Origin of the sequence: Microbispora rosea (genome assembly GCF_044460045.1) — a bacterium.
Lineage (GTDB): Bacteria > Actinomycetota > Actinomycetes > Streptosporangiales > Streptosporangiaceae > Microbispora > Microbispora rosea.
The window spans coordinates 303,888-319,950 of the sequence record NZ_JBITJO010000006.1 but is presented as its reverse complement, the minus strand read 5'-3'; the positions used below and the strand labels follow the sequence as shown (position 1 = coordinate 319,950).

Sequence of the window (16,063 nt, the reverse complement as noted above, 5' to 3'; positions counted from 1 at the left end):
GGGCTGCGCGTGCGAAGATGACTGCACATCTGAGCCGAGGGGGTGCCCGAGTGTTCTACTGGGTGGTCAAGGCCATCATCTGGCCGATCCTCCGCTTCGTGTTCCGCCCCTGGGCAGAAGGGGTGGAGAACGTGCCGAAGGAGGGTCCGGTCATTCTGGCCGGCAACCACCTGTCGTTCGCCGACCACTTCTTCGGGGCCGGATTCCTCCCGCGCAAGGTCATCTCTTTGGGCAAGGCCGAATACTTCACCGGCCGGGGGGTCAAGGGGCTGGTGAGCCGCGCGTTCTTCTCCGGCGTCGGCACCGTGCCCATCGACCGCTCCGGCGGAAAGGCGAGCGAGGCGGCGCTCCGCACCGGCCTGCGCATCCTCAAGGACCGCCAGGTGCTCGGCATCTACCCGGAGGGCACCCGCTCGCCCGACGGGCGTCTCTACAAGGGCAAGACCGGTGTGGCGCGGCTTGCCCTGGAGTCCCGGGCACCGGTGATCCCGTGGGCGATGGTCAACACGTTCGAGATGATGCCCCCCGGCCGGCCGCTCCCCAAGTTCGGCATCCGCCCCGGCGTCCGATATGGCAAGCCGATCGACTTCTCCCGTTACTACGGCATGGAGAACGACCGCCTCGTGCTGCGGGCGGTCACCGACGAAATCATGTACGCGCTGATGGAGCTGTCGGGCCAGGAGTACGTCGACAAGTACGCGGCGGCGGCCAAGACGGAAACGACCAGGGCAGCTCGCGAGAATTCCTAATACTTCCGGACCGGACGGGTAACGTTGCGGTGTTCGCCGCGCACATTGGGACGTTCAGACACGTTCGGATCGGAAGGCGTAGGAGCATGCCAGCACGCAGGCACCGCATTTGGGCCGAGCCCGGCGCCGCGAGGCACGGAGCGGACGACGAAGCGGACGACAGGGCGGACGACGGAGCGGACGGCGCGTCCACGACCCCGGCGAGCAGGTCCGCCGCATTCCGCGGGACCGCGGCCGTCGGAGTCGCCGCTTGCGGGTGCCCCGCATGAGCGTCCGCGAGGAGCAGCAGGCCGACACCGGATATCTGCCACACCGCCAGATCCTGGTCGTGCTCTCCGGAGTGGCGGCCGGAATGCTGCTGGCCGCCCTCGACCAGAGCATCGTCGGCACCGCCCTGCCGCGCATCGTGAGCGAACTCGGCGGCCTCGACAAGCTGTCGTGGGTGGTCACCGCCTACCTGCTCACCTCGACCGCGGCGACCCCGCTGTGGGGCAAGATCTCCGACCTGTACGGCAGGCGGATGATCTTCCAGGCCGCCATCGGCATCTTCCTGCTCGGCTCGGTGCTGGCCGGGCTGAGCCAGAACATCGGTCAGCTCATCGGGTTCCGGGCGATCCAGGGCCTGGGCGGCGGCGGGCTGATGGCGCTGGCGTTCAGCATCATCGGCGACGTCATCCCGCCCCGTGAGCGCGGCCGATACCAGGGCTACTTCGGTGCCGTGTGGGGCACCTCCAGCGTCGCCGGGCCGCTGCTCGGCGGCTTCTTCACCGACGGCCCCGGCTGGCGGTGGATCTTCTGGATCAACCTGCCGATCGGGCTGATCTCGCTCGTCGTGACCTCGATGGCGCTGCGGATCCCCTTCACCCGCCGCAGCCACCGCGTCGACTATCTGGGTGCGGCGCTGATCGTGGCCGGGGTGTCGTGCTTCCTGCTCTACCTCGACTGGGCGGGCGGCGACATCGGCTGGACGGCTCCCGGCTCGCTGGCCCTGCTGACGGGCTTCGTGGCGTTCGCGGCCCTGTTCGTGTTCGTCGAATTGCGGGCGCCCGAGCCGATCCTGCCGATGCGACTGTTTCGCAACAAGATCTTCAGTGTGGGCAACGGCTTCAGCTTCCTCGCGGGCCTGGCGATGTTCGGCGGCATGATCTTCCTGCCGGTCTATCTCCAGGCGGTCCAGGGCATGTCGCCCACCGTCTCCGGACTGGCGCTGCTGCCGGCCGTCTTCGGCATCTTCTCCACGTCCATCACCTCCGGCCAGATCATGAGCCGGACCGGCCGATACAAGATCTTCCCGATCCTGGGCGGAGCGGTCCTCCTGGTGGCCATGTGGCTGCTGTCCACGATCAAGGTGGGCACGCCGTACTGGCAGGTGGCGGTCTACGCCTACCTCTTCGGCGCCGGGCTCGGATTCACCATGCAGACGATCGTCACGGCCATCCAGAACGCGGTGGAGCGCGCCGACATGGGCGTGGCGACGAGCTCGGCGACGTTCTTCCGGATGATGGGCGCCGCCATCGGCACGGCGATCATGGGTGCGGTCCTCACCAGCCGGCTCACTCACTACCTGACCGCCGAGTTCGGCGGCAGGATGCCGCCGGGGCGGGTGGACGCCAACAACGTGCAGGCGATCCAGCAGTTGCCGCAGCCGTTCAAGGATCACGTGCTGGTCGCGTTCACCAGCGCGATCGACGACGTGTTCCTCGCCAGTCTGCCCTTCGTCGCCCTCGCGCTGGTCGTGGCCTTCTTCCTCAAGGAGATCCCGCTCGCCGCGCGGAGCACCGAGGGCCCGGCCGCCATGGGCTGATCACGCGTGTAGCCGACGGCGGCGTACGGCCCGGGAGCGGGCGGTTCGCCGCCGGTGCGGAGCGCCGCCGGGTGACGGCCAGAACGCGGCAGTGTCTTCGCGCCTGGCTCTCGCGGTCTCTGCGCGGCCCGGCTTTCGTAGTCTCTGCTGGCCCGGCTCCCGCGGGCCTTGCCCGCCCGGCTGGCACGGTCTTCGCGCGGCCTGGCTCCCGCGGTCTTCGTGCGGCCGGCTTTCGCGGTCCTTGACCCGGCTTTCGCGGTCTTCGTGGGGGCCCGGCTCCCGCCACCGGTGGCGAGGAGCCGGGCGATGCCGGTCTTTCCGCTCTCCGTATTCGGGCTCAGGTGAGGTGGGAGCGGATCTCGCGAATGTGGGCCGGGGTGGTGCGGCAGCAGCCGCCCACACGACGGGCGCCGAGCGCGGCCCAGTCGGCCGCCGCCCTGCCGAACTCGACGGGATCGGCGAGACCCAGCCAGCGCCGGTTCGCGGGGTCCCACGTCTCACCGGAGTTCGGGTAGACGATCGAGGCTCCGCGCTTGATCAGGTCCGGGATGAACCGCGGCGCGGTGCAGTTCGCGCCCACGGCGACCACCTGAGGCAGGTCCGTGAAGATCGCCGCGGACTCCTCGAACGGCGTTCCGTCGCTGATGTGCTCGCCGTCCCGGCAGGAGAAGGTGACCCACGCCTGCACGGACGGAGTCTCGCGCAGGAGCCTCGCGAGCGCCCGCGCCTCGGCCTGCGAGGGGATCGTCTCGCACGCCAGCAGGTCGGCCCCCGCGCCGGCGAGGATCTCGAACCGCTCCCGATGCCACTCGGTGAGGCCGTCCTCGTCGAGGTCGTACTCGCCGGTGTACTCCGCGCCGTTGGCCAGGTAGGCGCCGTACGGTCCCACGCTCGCGGCGACGAGCCCGTGCCCGGCTTCGTCCCTCGCCTGTACGGCAAGCGTCACCGACAGCCGGATGAGGTCGCGGGCCTCCTGGGAGGTGAGGCCGTGCCGTACGAACCCGGGGACGCTCGCCTGGTAGCTCGCCGTGGTGGCGACATCTGCTCCGGCCCGGAAGTAGTCCAGGTGCGCTTGACGGATGACGCCGGGGTCGTCGGTGAGCAGCCGTGCCGACCAAAGGTCGTCGCTCAGGTCGCAGCCGAGTGTCTCCAGGTGCGTGGCGAGACCGCCATCGAGGACGATTGGGTTCATACCGGGCAACACTACGTGCTCACGTGCATCGGCGTGCGGCCCCGTCGCCGGCTGGACCGAGGCTGGGGCGCCTTCGGCCGGCCGGCCGAAGGCGGAGGCCGCGACTCGCGTGGCGGGAACCGATCGGCGATCCCCGGCGTTGGCGGCATATGGGGCTGAAAGGGCTCATCAATCGGTTGCTGCGCCGCCGGTCTCCCGTCCCCGCAGGTGGACGCGACGATCGGCCCGACACGGGAGGGGTGAGGGAGCCGCGGCGTCCCGTACCCACCCCGCCGTCCGATGTCATTCGCCTACCCGAACCCTCGTAGGGGCTCCGCTTACAGCGGAACCCGAACCGATGCGGCCGGGGCCTGGCTTCCCCGCCGGTGCCCCGGTCGCGCTGGTTCTCCTCTCGGCAGGCCGGTCGCTCCGAGCGGCGCCGTCCGATGAGCCGGCGGTCGGCTGACCGCACTTCGCGCGGCCCAACTGCTGGCGACAGAGCTGGGCGGCACGCCGGGTGGTGCGGCGCGGTGGGCCGGCCCTCCTCGCCGGTGTCCCGGACGCCGTCTCACGATCGTTTCCAGAAGGGACGCCGGCCCTCCTTCGCTCCGGTCGCGGACCCCGGGGGCGCGGACCCCGGGAATGCGGACCCCGGGGACGTGGGCCCCGGGTATGTGGACCCGGGGGACGTGGGATCCGTCGTGGAGGCGGAGCCGGAGCGGCCGGTCAGGGCCGTCAGCAGGTCGGCCGTCCGCCGCCAGAGGTCGTCGAGTGAGACCTCGGCCCACTCGGCCCTCTCCAGGTCGGTCGCGAGCGCGGCGAGGTCCGGGTGACCCCCCACCATCTGGGCGACGACACGGAGGCGACTGGCGAGATCCGCCAGATAGCGCCGCCGCTCCCGCTCGGGCAGCGACTCCGCCTGGCCCAGCCTCGCGAGCTCCTCGGCCAGCACAGGCCGGATGCCCTCGACATCCGTGACAGGGGCGGTTCCTTCGCCGGGATGCGGAAGGAAACGACCGACAGAGAACCCGCGGGACGCCCGTCTCCGAGCCGGTGCGGGCGCCGCGGCGTAAGGCGGGGCAGCGGGTGCGGCAGGAGGTGCGCCGGGCGGCGGAGCCGCTGCGATGGGCCGGTCCGCCGCCGAACCGGGAGGCGTCTCGGGTCCGGCCGGGATGAACGCGGCCATCTTCGCCATCATCGGAGCGCCGGCCGCCATCATCGGCATCGCTGTCGGCATCTCCCAGCCGCTCGGCGGTTCGACGGGCTGGATCACCCGGTGCTCCGGGCCGCCCTCGCCGGTGACGCGGGTGTCGACGGCCACGAAGGCGGTGAACCGGCACAGCACGCCGAAGCGTAGCGACGCGTCGACGATCCGCTGTTCGAGGGAGTGGTCGCCCATGGCGTATCGGTCTTCCAGGCCGCGCAGATGCGCCCGCGCCCACACGGCCCGGGCCGCCGGGCCGTGGGCGGGACGGCCCTCGATCCGCTCCTCCCACGGGCGGCCGTCGGCCGTGCGGCCCTGCACGGTGAGGGCTCCGGCGGGCCGCCGCCCTTGGTAACGCCCGCTCACGACCAGAGGGACGCCGGGGTAGAGCGAACCGGCATGCGTGACGGTGTCCGCCACGAGATCCAAGCCTTCCGCCTTCAGCGCGACGTCCGTCACCAGCGGCGAGCCGATGCGGCGGTGGATGTGCTCCATCGCCGCGTCGAGCCGGTCCTCCGACTCGACCAGCTCGCACCGGCCCGAGCCGAGCAGGGCCAGTCGCCCGAGGAACCCCGCGTTCACCGCCCTGTCGATGCCCACGGTGTGCACCCGGATGCCGTGCAGCCGGGCGCCGATGCGTTCGAGGATCTCGTCCTCGTTGCCGACCTGGCCGTCGGTCACCAGGACGAGCACCCGGTCTCGTGCCTGCTCGCCGTACACTCCGGGTCCGCCGTGCCGGCCGTCCTCACCCGGCTGACCGGGGTTCGTGCCGGTGGCCTTCCCCGGAGCGGGCGCGGTGTGGCCGTCGAGCAGCCGCAGGGCCTCCTCCAGGGGAGCGAGCATCTCCGTCCCTCCGCGCGCGTCGAGCCGGGACAGGTGCTCGACGGCGCGGTAGCGGTTGCGGTCGCTCGCATCCACCAGTCCGCCCGAGAGGGCCCGCTCAACCACCGAATCGAACGAGAGCACGGCGAACCGGTCATGCCGGGTCAACGTGTCGACGATCCGGGCGGCGGCCCGCCGTGCGGCCACCATCTTCCAGCCCGTCATGCTGCCGGAGCGGTCGAGCAGCAGGACGACGTCACGGGACACGGTCCGAGTGGCGTCCTCCGGCGGCGGCAGCAGGGTCAGCACGAAGGTTCCCCCGGCGTCCGCCGTGTCCTCCGCTGTGCCTTCGGCGGAGCCGCTGCCGTCGGTCGTGCCTTCGCCGGGTGAGCCGGCGTCCGCGGCGTCGTCCGGGACGAGCGCGAGCGACGAGGAGGCGTCGAACGCCAGGCGCAGGATGAAGTCACGGTCGAGCCGCTCGCCGGGCCGCAGCCTGATCGTGTCGCCCTCCCTGTCGACCTCATGCAGGCTGGAACGGACCTCACGCAGGTCGAGCCCGGTGGGGTCGATCGTCGTCGCGAGCGACAGCCGTACGGGATAGGGGAAGCCGGGAAGCAGGACGGGCGGCGTGATCCGGGAGGCGTCGGGCACGGCGTCGGTGTCGGGTGCCACGCCGCCACCGGCAGACGGGCCGGGCAGCGGTGCCCCGGGGATGTAGCGGGGGGCCACGACCAGCGGGAAGCGGAACTCGGCCGCGCCGTCCTCGTAGGGAAGCGGCTGGCTCAGCGTGAGGCGGACCACCACGCGCTCCCCGGGAACGATGTTGCCGACCCTGATCGTGAACACGTCGGGCCGGTCCTCCTCGGCGATCGCCGCGCGCCTGCCCTCGGCGAGCGCCCGGTCGTAGTCGGCCCGTGCCTGCCCGCGCTCCTTGAGCACGCCGTCGACCACCCGGTCGTCCGCCTCCATCCGGAAGGCGGTGACCGCGGCCCGCGGCGGCAGCGGGAAGACGTAAGTCGCTTCCAGCGACACATCGAAGGCATTGCGGAAGGTCTGGACGACCTCGACGCCCGCCACCAGTCCGGTGACGTGGGCGGCGACGTCCACGCTTTCCAGCGGAAGGTTGCCCTTCTCGGTCTCCAGCGCTCCGAGCCCGGCGTCCGGCACGGGCCGGCACTCCTCCGGCCGCAGAGGTGTGATGGGAACGGTCATGACGTCATCCCTCCAGCGTGTCGGGCATGTCGGAAGCGTGTGGATCGAGTGCCGAGGCGTCACGGGGGTCATGGGCGCTCTCGAACGGCCCGGCCAGACCGAGCGTGGCGAGGGCCGCGAGAAGCGGCGCCGCGGCCTGGCGTAGCGCGGCCACGTCGTGGCCATGTGGGACCCGATGGGCCGGATCGAGCAGGACCGTCACCCCGGGCGCGAGCCGTACACCGTGCACGACGTCCGGGGTCACGGTGTTCACGGGCACGGTGTCGATGGGCCCGCTGTTCACGGGCGCAGCGTCCCCGTGGGTGGTGTCTCTGTGCGGCGTGTCTCTGTGCGGCGTGTCTCTGTGCGGCGTGTCTCTGTGTGTGGTGTCTCTGTGCGCGGTCAGGAAGTGGCCGGAGTCCGCCGTGGCGGCGGATGAGGCCGTCCGCGCCCAGAAGCGGTCTCGCGCCGCCGGCCGCGCGACGTCCGGGATGGCGGGCTCGGTGCCGCTTTCCGGACTCCCCCCGCACCAGCCGGGGGCCGGCGATGTCGCGGTGTCCGGCGGGCCGAGAGGGCGGTTCGCGCCGTTCGCCGGGGCCGGGACCGCCGGGCCGCGAGGAGGGGGCGGGGAGAGCGGCCGAGGCGCCGGTCCGGACGACGGCTCGGCGAGCCCGGCGACGCGCTGGAGCATGGCGTCGGTCGCGCCCGCCAGTTCCGCCTGGATGTCGGCGATGGACAGGCCGTCCGCCTGGCGGCGCTTCACGGCCACAAGCTGGAGCAGGTGACGGCGGCCGTAGAGGGCCACCCGGCCGCGCCGGCCCAGCGGCGGGTCGAGCAGCCCGATCGTCGTGTACCAGCGGATGAGGCGCTCGTTCGGCACTTCGCGGACCCTGCCGTTGGCGCGCGGCTCCGGACCGCCGACGCGCAGCTCCCGGTCCTTGGCCTGTGGCTCCGGACCGTCGTCGCGCGGCTCCCGGGCGTGCCGCTCCTGGCCGTGGACGTGCCGCTCCTGGCTAAGCAGGTCCGCCGCCCGCTCCGCCAGTTCGCCGATCGTCCAGGTGTCGCTCATGCCTCCACGATGACACTGTCACAATGACACTGTCAACATCGCTTCCGTTATGCGGCGGCATGGTTTTCGAAGAGTTCGTCTCGGCGAGGGACGCCGCTTCTCCCGTCGTTCACACGAGACGGCTCGACTGGGTGCCGCGACGTGTGCGACGTGCCGCCGCGGGACAGGAGAACGCGGGACAGCAAACGCCGGACAGGCGGACGCGGAACCCAACGCGCAGCAGCCCACGGCGGAGCACCTAAGCGCGGAGCAAGAAGACAGCGGAACACGGCGCGGGACAGGCGGACCCGGGGGCAGGAACCCCCGGTCGGGTGCCCGCCGGGCGGGCAGGGGAGCGAGGCGGCTCGGCCCGATCCGGCCCGGCGCGGCGGCCGCGCGGAAACGAGCGAACGGCCCGTCGGTGGGCGGCCGGCATGACCAGGGGCAGGTCAAGGAGGCGGTCAGCGGTGCAGGGTACTTCCGTCCGATCGGCGGCGCTCTCGGCGCTGCCGGGAGCGATGTGGCGCGCGACGTTCGCACGGCCTGACGACGGAGGCGAGCCGCCCGGTGGCGAGCCGTACGGGCCGGGGGATCCGGACGGCCCGTTCCCGGCGGACGTGCTGCGGGCCCTGCCGCCGGGTTTCGCCGGCCGGGTCGTGGCGCGGTCGGGCGAGCGTGCCGGGGGAGTCCTCTGGCACGCGGCCCCGGACGGCGGCGGATGCTTCCCCGACGAAGACGGCTGGATATACGTGTCCAACTGCGCGCTGCCACTGCTCGGCGGCGTGACGGCGCTGCGTTTCGCCCCGGACGGGACCCTGCGCGGCGGATATCGCATCCTGTCCGGCGCCGACCGCTGCGGGGCCGGCGCCGCGACACCGTGGCACACCTGGCTGTCGGGCGAGCGGACGCCGTACGGCCGGGTCTTCGAATGCGACCCGTACGGCCTGCGCGCCCCCATGCCCCGGCTCGCGATGGGCCTGTTCACCCATGGTGGCATGGCCTGCGATCCCGACCGTGGCGTCGTCTACCTGACGGAAAGGGAGCCGGACGGATGCCTGTACCGGTTCCGCCCTGACGACTGGGGCGACCTCACGACGGGCGTGCTCGAGGTGATGGCCGGCGACCCCGGCGAGGAGTCCGTGACCTGGGAACGGGTGCCGATCCCGGCCCTCCCTGACCACGTGCCCCTGCGTGAGCAGGTCGAAGGGGCCAGGAGGTTCGCGGGCGGAGGTGACTGCCGCTGCTCCGACGGCCTGGTGCGGTTCGTCACCGAGGGCGACGGCCGGGAGTGGGCGTACGACGCCGGCCGCGAGCGCCTGACGGTGCTGCGCGAAACGGCAGGAGGGCAGGGCGGCGGTGCGGACGGCGAGATCGTCCTCGTCGCCGGTGATCGAGCGGTGCCGTTCCTGCGCGTCACGGGCGGCTGGACCGTCGCGGGCCCTTCGATGTCCCCGGACGGCGACCGGCTCTACTTCTCCTGCCGTCCACCCAGGAACGGGTCGCCGGCCCCCGTGACCGTCGAGGTCCGCGGGCCGTTCCACGATCTCGCCGGCGCCTGAGCCGGCGCCCCCACAAGCCGGGCTGCTCCGCGTCACGTCGAGGTCCACGCCGCGCGGCGCACGCGGCGAGGTGATGACGATTCGGCGGATGCTCCGCGAACCGGACGGCTTGGTCAGCCTCTTGCGCTTCCTCCTGCGCCCGGCGCGCGTGCCTGCCTTCTCGGATCGGAGGTTCGCGCTGTCGAGGAGCGGTCCCGGCCGGCCGCCCAGACGACCAGCGCGCAGGCCGCGAACGCGGCCCCGAGGAGACTGCAGCCCGCCCAGCCGTGGGCGGTGAAGACGGCGGTGGTCGCGGCCGCGCCGAGGGCGGAGCCGAGCGAGTAGAAGACCATGTAGCCGCCGATGACGCCGCTGGTGCGCTCCGGATGCGCGGCGGTGAGCAGGTGCTGGTTGCTCACATGCACGACCTGGACCGCGAAGTCGAGAACCACGATTCCGGCGACGAGGAGCCACAAGGACCATGGCAGCCGCGCTATCGCTGCCCACGAGACGACGAGCAGGGTGAGCGCGAGACCGGTGATCGGGGTCGCTCGTCCCGCGTCCGCCCATCGTCCCGCGCGTGCCGCTCCGAGTGCACCGGCGAGTCCGGCGATGCCGAACAGTCCGATCTGGCTCTGGCTCAGCTGCCACGGAGTGCCGGTGAGCGGCAGGGAGAGTCCGCTCCACAAGGTTCCGAAGGAGGCGAACAAGAAGAACGCGATGAGCCCGCGTGTCAGGAAGAGTCGCTGCCCGAACAGTCCGCCGAGTGAGACGACGGTTTGCCTGTACCCCTGATGCCGGTTGGGGCGCTCCTCCGGCGGCAGGACGGCGAGGACGAGGGCCGCGAGCCCGAGTGACAGCACCGCGAGCACGGCGTAAGAGCTTCGCCAGCCCCACGCCTCGGCGAGCGCTCCGGTGACGACCCGCGCGCCCAGGATGCCGGCCACGACGCCCGAGGTCACGACACCGATGTTCCGTCCGCGTTCGGCGGGCGGTGAGACCGACGCGGCGTAGGCCACGGTGGTCTGCACCACGACGGCGAACACCCCTGCCGCCGCGATCCCCGCGAGCGCCACCCACGCGGCTGACGCCGAGGCCGCCACGATCATGCCCACAGCGCTGATCGCCAGGTGCGCGGCGATGAGCGGGCGCCTGTCGACCACATCGCCGAGCGGCACCAGCAGCACCAGCCCTGCCAGGTAGCCGATCTGGCCGGTCGCGACGATCCATCCAGCGCGGTCCGCGGCCAGACCGAGATCTCGTCCCATCGGCTCCAGAACCGGCTGCGCGGCGTAGATGCTCGCCACAGCGACACCACACACGACCGCGAGCAGTAACCGCCGCCACGCGTCCATCGCACCCCGATCCCCATCAGTAGCAAATTGCAACCAATTCGACCGTAGGGCAGAATGGTTTCAATCTGCAACTGATTGGGAGGGTGCCGTGTCGACCAGCACCATGCGCGTCCCGGACCCGGCCTGGACCGACCCCGAGTGCCCGGTGGCCCGCACGCTCGATCTCGTCGGCGACAGGTGGAGCCTTCTCGTCATCCGTGACGCGATGGACGGGGCGCGGTCGTTCACCGAGTTCCAGCGGCGCACCGGCATCGCCCGCAACATCCTCGCCGACCGCCTCCGCAGGCTGATCGCTCAAGGGCTCCTCGCCCAGCACACCGCACCGTCGGGACGCCGGCAGGAATACGTGCTCACCGACGCGGGCCGCGACCTCTTCCCGGTCATCCTCACTCTGCGGCAGTGGGGGGAACGCCACGCCTTCGCCCCTGGCGAGACCCATTCCGTCCTCGTCGACCGGCACGGCATCCCCGTGCCGGAGATCACGCCGACCGGCGCCGACGGCACCCCTCTCGACACTGACACCACGCTCGTGCGGAAAACCCGATAAGGAACCCGGCCGCGCCGTGACGAGGGGGCCTCGCCGGCTTCATCGGGCCGGCGCCGCGTCCGGGGGAGGAGCGGCAAGGCCGAATGCAGGGCGGGGCGAACCTCGTGAAGCCCGCCCGGCCCCGCGTCGCCGGGTCCCTCATCGCCTGGCGTCCCGTCCACCTGCCCGAACGCCCTGATGTCACCGCCAGGGCCGCGGCAGCGGCCGGGCGGAGCCGGAAATCACAGGTCCTTGGCCCATACCTGGTCGGTGACGGGGATGCCCGACTCCTCGCCCGGATGCTGCTCCACCAGCTCGAATCCGGCGGCCTGGTAGATCCGGCGGGCGCTGACGAGCACGTCGCGGGTCCAGAGCACGATCCGGCGATAGCCGGCGGACGCGGCGAAGCGCAGGCACTCGTCGACCAGGCGCCCGCCGATGCCCATGCCGCGGGCGGACGACTCGACCAGCAGCAGGCGGAGCTGGGCCGTCGTCTCGTCCTTGCGCACGCAGAAGATGCATCCCACCGGCTCGCCGTGCACCTCGGCGATCCAGGCCGCCTCCCCGCGGGGGTCGTGGTCCTCGACGTACTCGGCGACGATCCGCGCGACCAGGGCCTCGAACGCGGCGCCCCAGCCGTACTCCTCGCTGTAGAGGACCCCGTGCCGGTGCACCACCCAGCCGAGGTCGCCGGCCCGCGGCGGCCTGATGACGTACGGCTCGCGCCGCTCGGCGGGCTCCAGCAGGCTCCGCACGGCGCCCATCGCGGAGACGAGCCGACGGCGTTCCGGATCGGTCAGCTTCGCCAGCAGGGTCTCGATCTCGGCGGCCGATCGCCGGTCGAGCACGGCGAAGGTGTCGCGGCCCTTCGGGGTGAGCCGTACGACCTGCCGGCGGGCGTCCTCGGCCGACCGCTCCCGGGACACGAGCCCGTCGCCTTCGAATCTGGCGAGGATCCGGCTCAGGTAACCGGGGTCGAGACCGAGCATGGCCCTGATGTCGGCGGTGTCGGCCGCCTCCCTGGTGCCGAGTTCGAACAGCACCCGCGCTTCGGTCAGGGAGTAGGAGGTGTCGTGCATACCGGCCCCGAGCACGCCGATGACGGACGTGTAGAAGCGGTTGAACGCACGGACTTCGGGAACTATGTCCATTTTTCCCTTGCCTAACTCAAGGAAATGATTGACGGAGTCAAAGATAGAACCGCGGCGGGTCGTTGGGAAGACGCCACTTACGACGCGGGTGGTCTCGTCGTGCGAGACTGAGTTGGTCCGGTCGGCCGGGTGGCGTAGCCTCTCCTTTTGGTCTAGACCATTGAGACAGGCTCAGGCAGAATGCGATGCGGTGGAGCGCCGGGGCCTGCGTCGGGCCGGCCGCGCCATTCCACGCGTAATCCCAGATGGAGGAAGAACCCGTCATGCGTATTGGAGTCCTGACCGGAGGCGGCGACTGCCCCGGGCTGAACGCGGTGATCCGCGGCGTCGTCCGCAAGGGCGTCGGCGTGTACGGGCACGAGTTCGTCGGATTCCGCGACGGCTGGCGTGGCCCTCTGGAGGGCGACACCATGCCGCTCGACATCCAGGCCGTCCGGGGCATCCTGCCGCGTGGCGGCACCATTCTCGGCTCCTCCCGCACGAACCCGATCAAGATCGAGGGCGGCGTCGAGCGGATCAAGGAGAACCTCGCCGCGCAGGGCGTCGACGCGCTCATCGCCATCGGCGGTGAGGACACGCTGGGCGTGGCCAAGCAGCTGTTCGACCGCGACGTAAAGGTCGTCGGCGTGCCCAAGACGATCGACAACGACCTCAACGCCACCGACTACACCTTCGGCTTCGACACCGCGGTCAACATCGCGATGGAGGCCATCGACCGGCTGCACACCACCGCCGAGTCGCACCACCGCGCGCTGATCTGCGAGGTCATGGGCCGTCACGCGGGCTGGATCGCGCTGCACGCGGGCATGGCCGCCGGCGCCAACGTGATCCTCATCCCGGAGAAGCCGTTCGACATCGAGAAGGTCTGCGCCTACGTCGAGTCGCGGTTCAAGACCCGCTACGCGCCGATCATCGTCGTCGCCGAGGGCGCCCACCCGCTCGAGGGGCAGATGGCGCTGCAGGCGGGCGAGCTGGACGCGTTCGGCCACGTGCGTCTCGGCGGCATCGGCGAGCTCCTCGCCAAGGAGATCGAGAAGCGCACCGGCAAGGAGGCCCGCACCACGGTCCTCGGCCACATCCAGCGCGGCGGCACCCCGACCGCCTACGACCGCGTGCTCGCGACCCGCTTCGGCCTCGGCGCGATCGACGCGGTGAACGAGGGCGACTTCGGCAAGATGGTCGCGCTGCGCGGCACCGACATCGTCCGCGTCCAGCTCGCGGAGGCGACCGCCGAGCTCAAGACCGTGCCGGCCTCCCGCTACGAGGAGGCCGAGGTCTTCTTCGGCTGATCGGTCGCGGGCCCGTCACCGCGGCCCGCGCACGATCCGTACGGCTCCCGCGTCGCCCCGCGGGAGCCGTACGCATGTGCGGTCTCGAACGGCACGAAGTGAACCCCCGGGGCGCGGCGATTGCCCGATTATGTGAGCGGAGGGCCCGGCCCTCCCGGCTCAATCACGAGAGGGCGCCGCGCGATGGGCATCGAAGGACCGTTCTGGCGGGCGATCGCCGTCTTCCGCGTGGCGTCGCTCGCGTACGCGGCGCTGCTCGTGCTCAGGGCCGGCGGCTACGACCGTCCCGCCGTGGCCTGGGCCGTCGTCGGCGTGATGGCCGTCTGGACGGTGGTCATGCTCGTCCCGCCTCCCGCCGCGCGGCGGGGACCGCTGCTGGCCGCCGACCTCGTCGTCACGGCGGCGTGCCTGCTGGCCTCGCCGTACGTGCAGAGCCGCGACGACATGCTGGCCGGGGCGATCCCGATCACGGCGACCTGGGCGGCCGGGCCCGTCCTGGCGTACGGCGTGGCGCGGGGACGCCGTGCCGGTGCGGTCGCCGCCGCGGTCATGTCGGCGGCCGACCTGTGGCTGCGCAGCGGCAACGGGGTCGACCTCGCCTCCATCCCGGTGAACGGCGCCGTGCTCATGTTCATGGCCGGCGTCGTCGTCGGGCACGTCGCGCGGCTCGCGCGGGAGGCCGAGGAGCGCATGCGGCGCGCCGCGCGGATCGAGGCGGCGGGCCGCGAGCGGGAGCGGCTGGCCCGCGGCATCCACGACTCGGTGCTCCAGGTGCTGGCCCTGGTGCAGCGCAGGGGCGCGGAGATCGGCGGCGAGGCGGCCGAGCTGGGCAGGCTGGCGGGGGAGCAGGAGGCGGCGCTGCGGGCGCTGGTGCAGGTTCCGTCAGGCGCGGCGGAGGCCGATGCCGACCTGCGTGAGCTGCTGCGGCCGTACGGCACCTCGCGGGTGACCGTGTCCGCGCCCGCGACGCCGCTGCCGCTGCCGGCCGAAAGCGCGCGGGAGGTGGCGGCGGCCGTCGGCGCGGCCCTCGACAACGTCGCGCGGCACTGCCCCGAGGGCACCCGGGCGTGGATACTCGCGGAGGAGGACGGCGGCGCGGTCGTCGTCACCGTACGCGACGACGGACCGGGCATCCCCGAGGGCCGGCTGGAGCAGGCGGCCCGCGAGGGGCGCATGGGCGTGGCCCGCTCGATCCGGGGCCGGGTGGCCGACCTCGGCGGCACGGTGGCCATCACCTCGTCGCGGACGGGAACGGAGATCGAGCTGTCGGTTCCGGTGAGCGCGGACGAGGCGCGGGCGGACGAAAAGAGCGGGAGGCGGTCGTGAGCGGAGACGAACGGCCGGGCGCGGATGATCCCGCGCGTCCGGCCGCCGGCGCAGGGGCGGAGGACGGGGCGGCGGCCGACGGCCGGGGACGCGCGCGGGTGCGGGTCATGGTGGTGGACGACCACCCGATGTGGCGGGAGGCGGTCGCCAGGGACCTGACCGAGGCCGGGTACGACGTCGTCGCCGCCACCGGGGAGGGCCGCCAGGCGCTGCGCGTCGCGGCGGCGGTGCGGCCGGACGTGGTGGTGCTGGACCTGCGGCTGCCGGATCTGCCGGGCGTCGAGGTGGCCCGGGGGTTCGGCGCGTCCGCCGCCCCGCCGCGCGTGCTCGTCCTGTCGGCCAGCGCCGAGGAGGCGGACGTGCTGGAAGCGGTCAAGGCGGGAGCCTCCGGGTATCTCGTGAAGTCGGCGAGCCGGGAGGAGTTCCTGGACGCCGTCCGGCGCACCGCAGAGGGCGACGCCGTCTTCACTCCCGGCCTGGCCGGGCTGGTGCTGGGGGAGTATCGCCGGCTGGCCCATGGGGCGGCCGGCCCGGGCCGGGACGCCGCGCAGGACGGCCCCCGGCTGACCGACCGGGAGACCGAGGTGCTGCGCATGGTCGCCAAGGGCCTGACCTATCGGCAGATCGCCGAGCGTCTGGTGCTGTCGCATCGCACCGTGCAGAACCACGTGCAGAACACGCTGAGCAAGCTCCAGCTCCACAACCGGGTCGAGCTGGTCCGCTACGCGATCGAGAAGGGCCTGGCCGAACTCGACTAGCGACGACGACGTGGCGGGGCGATGCGGCGAGGCAAAGATTGGAGGGGCGCCGGGAGCCGATCGGCGCTGGTACGGCGGCGGCATTACAGTGGGAAGCCCGTATCGCCGTGACGCGTTGTCCCTGGCGTATG

12 protein-coding genes are annotated in these 16,063 nt (G+C 72.2%); 7 read left to right on the top strand and 5 right to left on the bottom strand.

Annotated features, from left to right (window positions below; all coding sequences use genetic code 11):
- Nucleotides 1-50 precede the first annotated feature (50 nt).
- Nucleotides 51-749: a lysophospholipid acyltransferase family protein gene (locus ACIBK1_RS26295; RefSeq protein WP_030508929.1), complete on the top strand. Its 699-nt coding sequence runs from the start codon at nt 51-53 to the stop codon at nt 747-749.
- A gap of 265 nt (nt 750-1,014) precedes the next feature.
- Complete coding sequence (locus ACIBK1_RS26290; protein WP_051761868.1) at nt 1,015-2,553, top strand: MDR family MFS transporter; 1,539 nt, start codon at nt 1,015-1,017, stop codon at nt 2,551-2,553.
- A gap of 337 nt (nt 2,554-2,890) precedes the next feature.
- On the opposite strand, the gene mmuM is transcribed toward ACIBK1_RS26290, so the two are convergent.
- The 3 genes from mmuM to ACIBK1_RS26275 all read right to left on the bottom strand — a co-directional run bounded on the left by mmuM (nt 2,891) and on the right by ACIBK1_RS26275 (nt 8,010).
- Nucleotides 2,891-3,745, bottom strand: coding sequence for a homocysteine S-methyltransferase (gene mmuM, locus ACIBK1_RS26285; protein ID WP_396738357.1), 855 nt, complete (start codon nt 3,743-3,745; stop codon nt 2,891-2,893).
- A 547-nt stretch (nt 3,746-4,292) separates the two neighbouring features.
- Entirely contained in the window at nt 4,293-6,962 is a 2,670-nt protein-coding gene (locus ACIBK1_RS26280; protein WP_396738354.1) for a VIT domain-containing protein, read from the bottom strand.
- Between the two features lie 4 nt (nt 6,963-6,966).
- Nucleotides 6,967-8,010, bottom strand: a complete 1,044-nt coding sequence (locus ACIBK1_RS26275) for a helix-turn-helix domain-containing protein (RefSeq protein WP_396738351.1) — start codon at nt 8,008-8,010, stop codon at nt 6,967-6,969.
- A gap of 446 nt (nt 8,011-8,456) precedes the next feature.
- Here ACIBK1_RS26275 and ACIBK1_RS26270 point away from each other — a divergent pair, with 446 nt between their 5' ends.
- Nucleotides 8,457-9,548 carry an alkaline phosphatase PhoX gene (locus ACIBK1_RS26270; RefSeq protein ID WP_231513943.1) on the top strand — a complete coding sequence of 364 codons (1,092 nt, stop codon included), beginning with the start codon at nt 8,457-8,459 and terminating at the stop codon, nt 9,546-9,548.
- A 113-nt stretch (nt 9,549-9,661) separates the two neighbouring features.
- On the opposite strand, the gene ACIBK1_RS26265 is transcribed toward ACIBK1_RS26270, so the two are convergent.
- The gene (locus tag ACIBK1_RS26265; RefSeq protein ID WP_396738347.1) at nt 9,662-10,882 is read right to left on the bottom strand and encodes an MFS transporter; all 1,221 of its coding nucleotides are present in this window, start codon (nt 10,880-10,882) and stop codon (nt 9,662-9,664) included.
- Nucleotides 10,883-10,970: 88 nt separating this feature from the next.
- On the opposite strand from ACIBK1_RS26265, the gene ACIBK1_RS26260 reads away from it, so the two are divergent.
- Nucleotides 10,971-11,429, top strand: a complete 459-nt coding sequence (locus ACIBK1_RS26260) for a winged helix-turn-helix transcriptional regulator (protein WP_396738344.1) — start codon at nt 10,971-10,973, stop codon at nt 11,427-11,429.
- Between the two features lie 221 nt (nt 11,430-11,650).
- Here the strand turns inward: ACIBK1_RS26260 and ACIBK1_RS26255 are convergent, their stop codons facing one another.
- A complete protein-coding gene (locus ACIBK1_RS26255; RefSeq protein ID WP_396738341.1) occupies nt 11,651-12,559 on the bottom strand; it encodes a bifunctional helix-turn-helix transcriptional regulator/GNAT family N-acetyltransferase in 909 nt (302 codons plus the stop codon).
- Nucleotides 12,560-12,822: 263 nt separating this feature from the next.
- Between ACIBK1_RS26255 and ACIBK1_RS26250 the strand changes: the two genes are divergently transcribed.
- From ACIBK1_RS26250 to ACIBK1_RS26240, 3 genes are all read left to right on the top strand, one after another.
- Nucleotides 12,823-13,848 (top strand): 6-phosphofructokinase, encoded by a 1,026-nt coding sequence (locus ACIBK1_RS26250; RefSeq protein ID WP_030508938.1) that lies wholly within the window; start codon nt 12,823-12,825, stop codon nt 13,846-13,848.
- A 183-nt stretch (nt 13,849-14,031) separates the two neighbouring features.
- On the top strand, nt 14,032-15,174 hold the full coding sequence (gene macS, locus ACIBK1_RS26245) for a MacS family sensor histidine kinase (RefSeq protein WP_036407115.1): 1,143 nt from the start codon (nt 14,032-14,034) through the stop codon (nt 15,172-15,174).
- Between the two features lie 107 nt (nt 15,175-15,281).
- Nucleotides 15,282-15,932 (top strand): response regulator, encoded by a 651-nt coding sequence (locus ACIBK1_RS26240; RefSeq protein ID WP_030508940.1) that lies wholly within the window; start codon nt 15,282-15,284, stop codon nt 15,930-15,932.
- Nucleotides 15,933-16,063 lie beyond the last annotated feature (131 nt).